Annotated in this window: 11 protein-coding genes; 3 read left to right on the forward strand and 8 right to left on the reverse strand. The window is 31.7% G+C overall.

Translation table 11 applies throughout. The features are described 5' to 3' along the window. Positions 1-13: 13 nt before the first annotated feature. The gene (locus AEBR_RS00145; RefSeq protein ID WP_129085930.1) at positions 14-694 is read right to left on the reverse strand and encodes an urease subunit beta; all 681 of its coding nucleotides are present in this window, start codon (positions 692-694) and stop codon (positions 14-16) included. A gap of 254 nt (positions 695-948) precedes the next feature. Here AEBR_RS00145 and AEBR_RS00150 point away from each other — a divergent pair, with 254 nt between their 5' ends. The 3 genes from AEBR_RS00150 to AEBR_RS00160 are packed head-to-tail and all read left to right on the forward strand — an operon-like array spanning position 949 to position 3,626. Next, positions 949-1,908, forward strand: coding sequence for an ABC transporter substrate-binding protein (locus AEBR_RS00150; protein ID WP_129085931.1), 960 nt, complete (start codon positions 949-951; stop codon positions 1,906-1,908). Between the two features lie 15 nt (positions 1,909-1,923). Beyond that, positions 1,924-2,826 (forward strand): ABC transporter permease, encoded by a 903-nt coding sequence (locus AEBR_RS00155; protein WP_129085932.1) that lies wholly within the window; start codon positions 1,924-1,926, stop codon positions 2,824-2,826. Further along, positions 2,823-3,626 (forward strand): ABC transporter ATP-binding protein, encoded by an 804-nt coding sequence (locus AEBR_RS00160; RefSeq protein WP_129085933.1) that lies wholly within the window; start codon positions 2,823-2,825, stop codon positions 3,624-3,626. Before AEBR_RS00155 ends, AEBR_RS00160 begins: the two co-directional genes overlap by 4 nt. Before the next feature lie 18 nt (positions 3,627-3,644). Here the strand turns inward: AEBR_RS00160 and AEBR_RS00165 are convergent, their stop codons facing one another. The 7 genes from AEBR_RS00165 to AEBR_RS00195 form a co-directional block, all read right to left on the reverse strand. Beyond that, positions 3,645-4,394, reverse strand: a complete 750-nt coding sequence (locus AEBR_RS00165) for an urease accessory protein UreD (protein WP_129085934.1) — start codon at positions 4,392-4,394, stop codon at positions 3,645-3,647. Then, positions 4,395-5,090, reverse strand: a complete 696-nt coding sequence (gene urtE, locus AEBR_RS00170; protein WP_129085935.1) for an urea ABC transporter ATP-binding subunit UrtE — start codon at positions 5,088-5,090, stop codon at positions 4,395-4,397. Between the two features lie 145 nt (positions 5,091-5,235). After that, positions 5,236-6,024 (reverse strand): urea ABC transporter ATP-binding protein UrtD, encoded by a 789-nt coding sequence (urtD, locus tag AEBR_RS00175; protein WP_129085936.1) that lies wholly within the window; start codon positions 6,022-6,024, stop codon positions 5,236-5,238. Then, complete coding sequence (gene urtC, locus AEBR_RS00180; RefSeq protein ID WP_228712111.1) at positions 6,011-7,195, reverse strand: urea ABC transporter permease subunit UrtC; 1,185 nt, start codon at positions 7,193-7,195, stop codon at positions 6,011-6,013. Before urtC ends, urtD begins: the two co-directional genes overlap by 14 nt. Further along, positions 7,182-8,786 (reverse strand): urea ABC transporter permease subunit UrtB, encoded by a 1,605-nt coding sequence (gene urtB / locus AEBR_RS00185; RefSeq protein ID WP_129085937.1) that lies wholly within the window; start codon positions 8,784-8,786, stop codon positions 7,182-7,184. Before urtB ends, urtC begins: the two co-directional genes overlap by 14 nt. Positions 8,787-8,847: 61 nt before the next feature. Continuing rightward, positions 8,848-10,128 carry an urea ABC transporter substrate-binding protein gene (gene urtA, locus AEBR_RS00190; RefSeq protein ID WP_129085938.1) on the reverse strand — a complete coding sequence of 427 codons (1,281 nt, stop codon included), beginning with the start codon at positions 10,126-10,128 and terminating at the stop codon, positions 8,848-8,850. Positions 10,129-10,269: 141 nt separating this feature from the next. Continuing rightward, on the reverse strand, positions 10,270-12,900 hold the full coding sequence (locus AEBR_RS00195; RefSeq protein ID WP_129085939.1) for an ATP-binding protein: 2,631 nt from the start codon (positions 12,898-12,900) through the stop codon (positions 10,270-10,272). Between the last annotated feature and the right edge of the window lie 49 nt (positions 12,901-12,949).

Below are 12,949 nucleotides of genomic sequence, written 5' to 3' on the forward strand. Positions count from 1 at the left end.
AGTAAAACGAGTTTTACTTGCTACTTATAAAATTTTCAAGATTTTTCATGGCATTTTTTTTAGTTGCTTTTTCATCTAAATAACCATTTACTAAACCATTAAATCCTGCAATATATCTTTTACCTTGGAAAGGCACAAGTTCAATAGCTTTTTTACTTCCTGGCTCAAATCTAACAGAGGTACCACTTGGAATATTTAATCTTTGTCCATAGGCTTTTTGTCTATCAAACTCCAAAAAGGCATTAGTTTCAAAAAAATGGTAGTGAGAACCAACTTGGATTGGTCTATCCCCAATATTTTCAACTTCAAGAGAAGTTACCTCAAGGTTGGCATTTAGTTCAATCTCTCCCTCATCAATAAAATACTCCCCTGGAGTAACATCGGTTTTAGTTTCAGGAATTGGATTGTGAACAGTTACTAATTTAGTTCCATCATCAAAGGTAGCTTCTGTTTGAACCATATGCATCATAGAAGCAACACCAGGAAGAACATCATCTGCTTTTAGAACTTTTGTAGCTTCAACCATAAGTTGGGCAACACTTTTTCCATCTCTTGCTCCTTCTAAAATGTATGAGCTAATTATTGCAACTGCTTCAGGATAATTAAGTTTTAATCCCCTCTCTTTTCTTTCAATTGCTAACTTTGAAGCTGTATAAATCATCAGCTTCTCTTGTTCACGGTTCGTTAGGAACATTAGCTACTCCTTTATTTTTTTTCTTATATTATCTAAAAAAAATAGATTATTATTTTTTCAGCTGTATATTTAATATTAACTAATTATATAACATTTTTTTTATATTCTCTTCAATCAAAAAGAATTAATTTTTAATCATCTTTTTTCTCAACTAAGTAACCATTTAGTTGTAAAGATATAAAATATTTCACAACTTTTTTTAAAAAATCTTTTTAAGTTTAAAATAAATAACAAATCATACTAAGGAATTCATTATGAGATTAAGTTCAATTTTTAAAAGTGCTGTTGTGTCAACACTTTTAGTATCTTCTGCTTTACAAGCTAAACCTGTTTATATTGCAACAACTGCAATTGTAGAACATCCAGCACTAGATGCCGTAAGAGATGGAATCAAACAAGCATTAAATGATAATGGTTATAGTGGAGATAATCTTAAGTTTACTTATGAAAGTGCTCAAGGAAAACCAGATATTGCTTCACAAATTGCAAGAAAAATGGTAGGGGAAAACCCTGATATTATTGTTGCAATTGCAACTCCATCAGCTCAAGCAGCGGTTACGGCTACAAAAACAATTCCGGTTGTATTTTCAGCTGTAACAGATCCATTAGCTGCAAAACTTGTTCCAACTTTAGAACAACCGGGAGGAAATGTTACAGGTTTATCTGATATGGCTAATATTAAAGAACATTTTACTTTAATTAAAGAGTTTGTACCTAATCTTAAAGTGCTTGGTATTCCATACAATCCAGGTGAAGCAAATGCAGTTTCAATGCTTGAAAGTGCTAAAGTTGTAGCAGAAAAAATGGGTATTAAAATTGTAGAAGCAGCAGCTCCTAAATCATCTGACGTAATGATTGCAGCTAAACAATTAGTGGGTAAAGCAGATGCAATTTATTGTCCAATTGATAATACTATTATTTCAGCTGTTGAATCGGTTATAAAAGTTGGTATTGATGCACAGGTTCCAGTTTTTGCTGGGGATACAAGTACAGTTGAAAGAGGAGCAATTGCTGCTGTTGGTTATAACTACTTTGATTTGGGTCGTCAAACAGGAGATATTGTTGTAAGAATCTTAAAGGGTGAAAAACCAGGTTCAATTGATGTAAAAATGGCAAAAGGAACAGATCTATATGTTAATCCAAAAATGGCAAAAAGAATGGGTATAGAAGTTCCAAAAGCAGTGCTTGAAAAAGCTACTAAAATTGTTAAATAGTTAAAAGTTGTTAATTTGTCACTTTATGCTTTTTTAGGAACATTAGAGATAGGGTTTATTTATGGTTTAGTTGCAATGGGAGTTTATCTTACTTTTCGTATTTTAGATTTCCCAGATTTAACTGTTGATGGAAGTTTTACATTAGGAGCAGCTGCAACTGCTGCTCTTATAGTTTCTGGAGTAAACCCTTATTTAGCAACTCTATTAGGTACACTTGCAGCTGCATGTGCTGGTATTGTTACTGCTTGGTTAAACTTACGTTTTAATATCCTTCATCTGCTTGCAAGTATTCTTACAATGACAGCTTTATATACAATAAATCTTCGTGTGATGGGAAAACCAAATCTTGCTTTGATTATGGAGCCTACAGTTTTAACTCCATTTGAGGATTTAGGAATCCCAGCCATGTATTTAAAAGTTATATTTGTAGCTGTTTGTGCAATTATTGGGGGTTTATTATTATCATGGTTTTTATATACTCAATATGGTTTAGCAATGAGAGCAGTTGGTTCTAATAAAAGAATGGCTCAAGCAAATGGGATTGTTGTAAAAGAGAAAGTTTATGTGGGACTAGCTTTATCAAATGGTTTAGTAGGACTTGCAGGAGCTTTATTTGCACAAACAAGTGGTTTTGCTGATTCAACAATGGGGATTGGAACTATTGTTGTTGGACTTGCTGCTGTTATTATAGGTGAGTCTTTATTTGGTACAAAATCTATATTAGTTGTTGTATTAAGTTGTATTCTGGGTTCTATTCTTTATAGAATTGCAGTTTCAATGGCACTTAATGCAGATTTTTTAGGTTTCCAAGCATCTGATTTAAATCTACTTACGGCTGTACTTGTTACCTTATCATTAATATTCCCAAAATTACGTAGTGAATATAAAGCGAAAAAAGCAAAAAGGAAAAAAGTATGATTCGTTGTAAGGATTTGCATGTTACTTTTAATCATGGCTTGGCAACTGAAAAGTTAGCTTTAAGGGGTGTCGATTTAACAATACCTACTGGTCAATTTGTAACTGTTATTGGCTCAAATGGTGCAGGAAAATCAACCTTACTTAATACAATTGCAGGGGATATTGAAGCAACCCATGGGCAAATATTTTTTAATGATAGGGATGTGACATCTTTACCTGCAACAGGTCGTACAAAAGATATTGCAAGAGTATTTCAAGACCCACTTGCTGGAACTTGTGGTAATTTAACAGTTGAAGAGAATATGTGTCTTGCTTACGGTAGAGGTATAAGAGGTACTTTATCTTTGGCATTAAATAGTAAACTTAGAAAACTTTTTAAAGAACAATTAAGTAGGCTTAATCTAGGACTTGAAGATAGATTAACTTCTCAAATGGGTCTTTTATCTGGAGGTCAGCGACAATCAGTTAGTCTTTTAATGTCTGCTTTACAACCAAGTAGTATTTTATTATTAGATGAACATACAGCAGCGCTAGATCCAAAAACAGCTGCACTTATTATGGATATTACTTCACAAATTATTGAAGAAAAATCATTAACTGTAATGATGGTAACCCACTCTATGAGACAAGCTCTTGACCATGGAAGCCGAACTATTATGTTACATGAAGGTAAAATTATCTTTGATTTAGAAGGTAAGGAAAGATCTAGTTATGAGGTGAAAGATCTTCTTAACTTATTTGCCCTTGCAAGAAAAGACGGCGAAGAGTTAGATGATGATAAATTATTATTAGACAGTTAACATAGTTTATTAACTATGTTACTGTTTTCCTAAGTTAAACTCTTTTTTTTCAAGTTGGGCTCTATAGAGTCTCCAAATATCCTTCATCTTATTTTTTAGTAGCACCATACTATTGCCACTTACTGAACCTATAATCATCTCTTTTGATTTTGTATAACAAAATGATTGATAGTTATTTTTATGTAAAATATTTAAAAAGTTATCATTGTTTTTTGTTTTTATATATAGTTTTAAAAATAGATAGTTTTGAGTTTTATGCCGTTTGATATAGTTTTTTAAATCCTCTCCTACAACTTCAAAGTTCTCTAAATACTCTAAGTTTTTATCACAATAAAATTTGTTTCTAATAAGCATTGAATTAAAATCAAAATGCTCAAAACTTCTTCCTTGACTTAGAATATCACTATAAAAAAATGTTGAATTTTTATCTGCACTTATTCTTACAATCTGAATAAGTTTAGAGTTTTTATAAAGAATCAACTCATCATTTAAAAATTCACAATTTGAGTTTTCTAATTTTATATTTATATAGTTTATTCCAAACTCTTTTTTTGATGGATAAACTTTTGTTGCCGATTCGGTTGTAAATATAGCATTTGAGTTTTGTAAATTTATATCTGTTTTAATTCTATCTTTTGGAAAAATCCCCTCACCAATACTTAGAAGTTTTATATAGTTCTCTTCATCTTTAAAGTAGTAGTGTCTTGTAGGAAGATTTATCTTTTTTAGGGAAAAAATCTCATCTTTAAACTCTAATGATATACTCATTTATACTGATAAATACTGCTCTACTATCTCATCACTTAGATCATTAATCTCACCTTTTGCAACCACACTTCCCCTATCAAGCAAATAGAAATCATCCCCATGTCGTCTGGCAAATGGCAGTTTTTGTTCTACTAGTATTACAGTTATCTTCTCCTCTTTTGTAAGATAATCTATTACCCCACCAATTTGTTGTACTATATTTGGTTGAATACCTTCACTAGGTTCATCAAGTATCAAAAGTTTTGGCTCTAAACAAAGAGCTCTACCAATTGCTAATTGTTGTTGTTGCCCACCTGATAGGTCTCCACCTTTTCTTTTTAACATCTCTTTTAGTACAGGAAATAGTTCATATATTTTATCAGGAACTTGCTTTAAGCCGTTTCTATTTCCAAGTAGTCCAATCTCTAAATTCTCTTTAACGGTTAATTGTGAAAATATCTCTCTTCCTTGGGGAACATACCCTATTCCAAGAGCTGCTCTTTTTTCACTTCCAAGGCGGCTTATATCTTGATTTTCATAAATTATTTGACCATTTTTAATAGGAAGCAGTCCCATAACCGCTTTTGCTAAAGTTGTTTTACCAACTCCGTTTCTTCCCATAAGACAAGTACATTTAGCTGGTTCAATCTCTAAATTTAAGTCCCAAAGAGTATGACTTTGTCCATAAAATTGGTTTAGGTTTTTTACATTTATCATAATTATTTCCTTTTAAATTATCCCAAGTAAAATTGTTTTAAAATTCAAAGTATGTTGCTAGTACAAGGCAAAATTTTTGCAGGTTTACTCTTTGTAAATTAAAAAAATTTTAACGCTGTAATAGTGATATAATTTGGATTTTTTACTATTCTCCTAGATATACTTTTCTCACCTTTTCATTATTTTGGATATCTTTCATAGAACCCTCAGCTAACACTGAACCCTCATGAAGTACGGTTACTTTTTTTGCAATACTTCTAATAAACTCCATATCGTGTTCAACCACAACAACAGAGTGGTTTTTTGACAGTTCTGTTAAAATCTGACCAGTTTTTTCAACCTCTCCTGGAGTCATACCAGCTACTGGTTCATCTACAAGTAATAGTTTTGGACTTTGCATTAAAAGCATTCCAATCTCAAGCCACTGTTTTTGCCCGTGTGAAAGAATAGAGGCTTTTTTATGATAGTGCTCTTTTAGTCCAATTAGCTCCATAGTTTGCTCGATTTTATCTTTTTGTTCCCCATTTAACTTAGCAAATAGAGTTTTGTAGAACCTTTTATCATCTTTCATGGCAAGCTCTAGGTTTTCAAAAATTGTATGACCTTCAAAAACTGTTGGTTTTTGGAATTTTCTTCCAATTCCTATTTGGGCAATTGTTGGTTCATCCATCTCCAATAAATTTGCAGCTTTTCCAAAAATAACATGACCATTGTCTGGTCTAGTTTTCCCTGTAATTACATCCATCATTGTTGATTTTCCAGCTCCATTTGCCCCAATAATACATCTAAGCTCTTCATACTCAATTGATAAAGATAGTGAGTTTAGGGCTTTAAATCCATCAAAACTAACTGTAACATCATCTAAATAGAGGATTCTATCACCTTTTTTTAGCTCACCTACATTCTCTTCATTATTTGTTTTAAGCAGGAACATTGGTTACCTCCCCTTTAGATTTTTTGAAATTTAGTTTTGAAAGAAGTCCCACAACTCCTTTTGGTAAAAACAGTGTTACTACTACAAATAATCCACCTAAAGCGTATAACCAAACCTCTGGAAGAGCCGAAGTAAAATAAGTACTTGCATAATTTACTATAAATGCTCCAACAATTGCTCCATAAAGTGTTCCTCTCCCACCTATTGCAACCCAAATTACAAGTTCAATAGAAAAGAGTGGAGAGAATACATTTGGGTTTATAATTCCAACTTGCGGAACATATAAAGCTCCTGCAACTCCAGCCATAGCAGCACTAACTACAAAGATAAAAAGTTTATATTGTTCAACTTTGTAGCCAATAAATCTTGTTCTACTCTCAGCATCTCTAATAGCAATGCATACACGTCCAAGTCTTGAGTTTATAATAAATCTTGCTATTAGATATCCTACAAATAAAGCAAGAAATGAGACTATTAATAAAGAGATTCTAGTTGTATCAGCTGATAAATCAAATCCTAAAATATCTTTAAAATCTGTTAGTCCATTGTTTCCACCAAATCCCATATCATTTCTAAAAAATGCTAACATAAGTGCATAGGTCATAGCTTGGGTAATAATTGATAGATAAACTCCTGTTACTCTTGATCTAAATGCTAAATATCCAAAAATAAAAGCCAAAAGTCCTGGAACTAAAACAATCATAAGCATAGTAAAGATTGGATTATCAAATCCATACCAAAACCAAGGAAGTTCTTTTAGGTTCATAAATACCATAAAATCTGGAAGTTCTGGATTTCCATAAACTCCCCTATCTCCTATTTGTCTCATAAGATACATCCCCATTGCATATCCCCCAAGTGAGAAAAATGCCCCATGACCAAGACTTAGGATTCCTATATATCCCCACACTAAATCAAGAGCAAGTGCTAACAGAGCAAATGCTAGATATTTACCAAGCAAGGTTACAGTGTATGTTGACACATAAAAAAGTGAATCTTTTGGTAAAAGTAGATTTGAAAATGCTACGTAGAATACCACAAGAGCAAGTATTGATAGAACAATTTTTCCACCTCTATCGTTGTTTAAAATCTGTAAAATTATAGGTTTTCTTTTGCCTGCAAGCAGGATTTCACTTCGTTTCATCATCTTTTCCACCTTAGTCTTGTGCATCTCGACCCTTTTGAGGGAATAGCCCTCTAGGTCTTTTTTGAATAAACAGAATTATAAATACAAGGATAAGTACTTTTGCTAAAACTGCTCCTGCAACTGGTTCTATAAATTTATTGATTTCCCCAAGTGTAATTGCACCAATTAGTGTTCCCCAAAGGTTTCCAACTCCACCAAATACAACAACCATAAAACTATCAACAATATAAGCTTGTCCAAGGTTTGGTCCTACATTTGTAAGTTGTGATAGGGCAACCCCTGCAATCCCTGCAATACCTGAACCAATACCAAAAGTCATAGCATCTATGAAAGAGGTTTTGATCCCCATTGCTTGTGCCATCTCCCTATTTTGAGTAACAGCTCGCACTTTTAATCCTAGTGAAGTTTTATTTAATACAAGTAAAATTCCAATAAATACCAAAACTGCAAAGATAATAATATAGAGTCTATTATAAGTTAAAGATAGAGCACTATTTATCCCCCAAGCTCCACTCATCCAAGATGGTGTTTTAACCTCTTGATTTAGTGGAGAGTAGATTGTTCTAACTAATTGTTGCAGAATCAAACTAATCCCAAAAGTTGCAAGTAGAGTCTCTAAAGGTCTTCCATATAGGTATCTAATAACAAGTCTTTCAATAATAATACCAACAATTCCACTTACTATAAAAGCACAAGGAATTGCTATTAAAATTGAATACTCCATCAGATTTGGCATTATTTGTTGCAAAGTATAAGTTGTATATGCTCCAATCATCATCATCTCACCATGAGCCATATTAATTACTTTCATAACTCCAAAGGTAATAGCAAGACCAATCGCTGCAAGAAGCAAAACTGAACCAAGACTTAGACCAAAAAAGGCTTTTTCAACAACAGCATAATATGATCTAATTGTCTCAACTGAACCCAATGAAGATTTTGCTGCTTTAATTAGTTCAGGTTGATTGTTTTCATTATTTATAATCTCTTTTAAAGCAATCATTGTTTGGTTTGATAGATAATCTCCTAGCTGTACAACTGCTAAAAGTTGTTCCTCTGTACTTGTACTATATTTTGCTTGTAAAATAGTATTTGCTTCAGTTAAAACCTCTTTTATATCACTGTTTGTCTCTTTTGCTAAAGCTTTTGTAATAAGCTCTTGTGAATCTTTATCTAGGTTTTTTAGAATATTTTTAGAAGATGCTAATCTCTTTTCATCTTTTTTTGAAAAAAGATTCATCTCTGCTAATTTACTATTAATAATACTTCTTAATTTATTGTTTGTTTTTACTTTTTCAAAAATCTTTTTATCTTGTGCTTCAAGCTCTTTTCCTGTTAAAAGAGATTTTGAGTAGTAAGTGTTTCCCTCTTTTTTCTCTAAAATTACAAACTCGCCTGTAGTCTCTAAATAGTATAAATCTCCCTCTTCCATTTTTGTTAGAAGAAGATTTGTTCTATCATCTTCGCTGTAAGTTTCAGCAAGTTGTACAACAACCTCTTGTTTATCTTTTAGGCTATTTGTTTTTAGTTTTTCAATATCTTGCTCAAAGTTTGCAAATAGTGAAGTTAGAAAAAATAAATTAAGAAAAACTATTTTTAAAATATTGATTTTCATTTAGATACCTTTTGTAAAAAGAGAGGGGTTTGTAGGAGATAAACTCCCCCTCTTTTGGTTTTTAGTAGTTTTGTCCTGAACACTTTTTAGTTTTAGTGTTGTAGTTACCACAATTAATTGGAGCTGTCCAATCAGCAATTACATCTTTAGATGAAGGTAAGAAATCTGACCATGCATCCCCATCAACCTCTTTTTTTGTTTGCCATACAGTCTCAAATTGACCATCCTCTTGAATCTCACCAATAAGTACCGGTTTTGTCAAGTGGTGGTTTTTAAGCATTTTAGCAGTTCCACCTGTTAAGTTTGGAACTTCAAGACCAATAATAGCTTTGCTAACTTTATCAACATCAGTAGTTCCAGCTTTTTCAACAGCTTTTACCCAAAGGTTAAATCCAATGTATGTAGCTTCCATAGGGTCGTTTGTAACTCTTTTATCATTTTTGATGAATTTTTTCCAAGCTTTAATAAATTTTTCATTCTCTGGAGTATCAACACTTTGGAAATAGTTCCAAGCTGCTAAGTGACCAACTAAAGGTTTTGTATCAATACCTGAAAGCTCCTCTTCCCCAACAGAAAAAGCAACAACTGGAATATTTTCTGCACTAATACCTTGGTTTCCTAACTCTTTATAAAAAGGAACGTTTGCATCTCCATTGATTGTTGAAACAACTGCAGTTTTAACTCCAGCAGATCCAAATTTTTTGATATCACTTACAATACTTTGCCAATCTGAGTGACCAAATGGTGTATAGTTAATCATAATATCTTCTGCTTTAACACCTTTAGCTTTTAAATATGCCTCTAAGATTTTGTTAGTTGTTCTTGGATAAACATAATCAGTACCTGCTAAAACCCATCTTTTAACACCAACTTCGTTCATTAAGTAATCAACAGCTGGAATTGCTTGTTGGTTTGGTGCAGCACCTGTATAAAATACATTTTTAGAAGACTCTTCACCCTCATATTGTACAGGGTAGAATAATAATCCATTTAACTCTTCAACAACTGGAAGAACAGATTTTCTTGATACTGATGTCCAACAACCAAATGTTACATCAACTTTCTCTTTTGTTAATAATCCTCTCATTTTTTCTGCAAACAAAGGCCAGTTTGAAGCTGGGTCAACAACAACAGCTTCTAGTTTTTTCCCTAACACTCCACCTTTTTTATTTTGCTCATCAATAAGCATTAAAACAGTATCTTTTAATGTAGTTTCACTAATTGCCATTGTTCCAGATAGAGAGTGTAGAACACCAACTTTAATTGTATCAGCAGCTTGGGCTAATGTACTCATAGCAACCAATGCAACAATCGATAAAGATTTTGCAAACATCCTATTCATTTGTACTCCTTTTAATATTAAATACCTTTTTTGATATTTCTTAAGTGAAGTATAAAAGAGTTGTGTTGCTTTAGTGTTGTTTTTTGTGTTTCAAATAGATTTTGTTGTATATTAAACATACAGATGATTTTAGAAAAACCACTATTCAACCTTTATGCAAAGCTCTAAAATTTTTTGATAGTTAAACTCTTCAACAAGTTTTTCTATCTCTTTTTTAGTCTTTAAATTAAGCTCTTTTTCTTTTAAAAGCTTTATTATTGAATCTCCATCAAGATTTATTGCATAATCTTTTATTTTTATGGCAAGCTCTTTTTCTAGAACTATTGCCTCTTCAAAGAAATCAATTTTCTCTTCATACTCAAACTCCAAGTTTAAAAATTTCTCTAAAGTATGGGTTATATCTCTCTCTTCAAAGGGTTTTGGAAGAAAATCATCAGCGCCACTATTTAATGCTTTTTGTCTATCATCTTCAAATACATTGGCAGAGATTGCAATAATTGGAATATTTTTTAAATCATTATCACTTTTTATTTTTAGAGTTGTCTGTAAACCATCTAAATTTGGCATTAGAATATCCATAAAAATCAAATCAAATCTCTGTTCTTTGCACAGTTTCAAAACCTCTAAACCATCTTTTGCTTCTGTGGTTGTTATGTTATAAGAGTTAAGAAATTGAACAAGCAGATCTCTATTTGCTTTTGTATCATCTGCAACTAATATTTTGGCATTTGTAGGTTTTTTTATTTTGATTATCTTATCTGCTTCTATCTCTTCAAACTCTATGCTCTCAATCTTCTCATAATCAACTTCAAAGCAGAAACAACTACCCTCATCTTCTTTACTCTCTACACTTATTTTTCCACCCATTTTTTCAATTAACTCTTTTGTAATGGCAAGTCCAAGACCAGTTCCAGCTTGTTTTTGTTTATGTTCATTTATCTGTTCAAAAGGTATAAAAATTAGTTCTAAAGCTTCTTTTTTTATTCCTATTCCTGTATCTGTAATTGTAACTTTTAGCTTTGAATCAAGGGCTTCAACAAGAACTGTTACAGAACCTTTTTCAGTAAATTTTAGAGCATTCCCTAAGATATTTATAAATATCTGTCTTAGCCTTTTTTCATCACACTTTATATATTTTGGAACACTATTTTCTATTTTTAATCTAAAACTTAGTGCCTTATCTTCGCATTTTGAAGTAAATAGAGATTCTATCTCTTCAAGAAGTTTATAAAGATTAAAATCATTTGCAACAATATTTACTTTTCCTGCTTCAATTTTTGCAAACTCTAAAATCTCATTTATTAATGAAAGAAGGTGTTGACCACTTCTATGAATAGTCTCTATATTCTGTTTTTCTGAGTTTATTAGGCTTTTTGATTTTTTAAGTAGAGTTGTAAAACCTAAAATTGCATTTAGTGGAGTTCTTAATTCATGGGACATATTTGTAAGAAAAATTGATTTGGATCTATTTGCATTTTGTGCTTCTATTGTGGCTTTTTTTAGTTGATTTTCATACTCTTTTCTTTTTGTTATATCTGAAAATACTACAACTGAACCCTCCAAAATTGTAGAGTTATTACTAAAAATAGGTGTACTTACATAATCAATAGGAAACTCTTTGCCATTTTTAGAGATAAAGGTTTGATTCTCTTTTGAAACAAGCATAAGTCTCTCTTTTTGTTGGGCAGCTTTATTTGTAAGGTGTTTAGTTATAGTTTTATTTATATATTGTCCTATTAACTCTTTTGAGTTGTATCCTAAAAGCTCTGAGGCAGTTGGGTTTACAAAAATAAATCTTCCTTTAGAATCAAGACCAAAAATACCCTCACCTGCCAAATCAAGAAGTCTTTTGTTCTGTTTTTGTGAATCTATAAGTTTTATGGCATTATCTTTGAAAACTTCAACTGCACCAATCATCTCACTTATTTCATCCATAAAGACTTTTTGAGGTAAATCAATATCCATCTCATTTTTTGCTAGTTTTAACATCCCTTTATTTAACATCTCAACAGGTTGAATAATTCTATAAAGGATTATAAAAATAAATGAAAAAACAAAAAGAATTATTAGAAACAGTACTGCTAGTGAGAGGTAAGTTTCCATTTTTTTTACTGTAATATGAGCTTCATTTACTTTAGTTTGAGTTCTTGTTTCAAAGGCTTTATAAAACTCATTTAGAGGTTTCATAATAGCAATTTTTGCTCTATGGTATTCATCGGAGTGCATAATCTCTCTAGCTAGTTTGAAATTGGGCTCTTTTTTTATGGTGTAGTTTCCATTTCTATCTTGAAAAATACCTTTTATGGCATTCATTGCTTTTGTTTCAAGATTTGTTAAATCATCTGACTCTTTTTGAGATTTGAAAAGAAGTGATAACTCCTCTTCAGGGAAGCCTGCTTGTTTCATAAGTGTTCTAAGGGGAATTTTTTGACCGTCTAAAATTGGATTGCTTCCATCAAGGGTATAAAAATCCCAAAAGATTCTATTATAATATTTTGGTCTTGGTTTAAGACCATTTCTTATATCCAAAACAGTGTGAAACTGCTCTTTAAACATCTCTTTACCAGTTATAACATGGGTTCTTGCCATTCTTGTCAAATCATCACTACTTTGTCTTAACTCATCTGCTAGAATTAAAGAACGATGTTGCATTTTATAGGCATTTTCTAGTTGATCAACAGCCCTTTGGTACTCACTTAAAATGAATACAACACTAATAAGAGTAGCACTATTTATGATAAGTAAAAGAATGAATAGTTGTTTAAGTTTCATACAGCTTGTCTATTTTCTTTCTCTCTTTTTGAGTTATAATAACTAAAAT

Origin of the sequence: Halarcobacter ebronensis (genome assembly GCF_013201825.1) — a bacterium.
GTDB classification, from domain to species: Bacteria; Campylobacterota; Campylobacteria; order Campylobacterales; family Arcobacteraceae; genus Halarcobacter; species Halarcobacter ebronensis.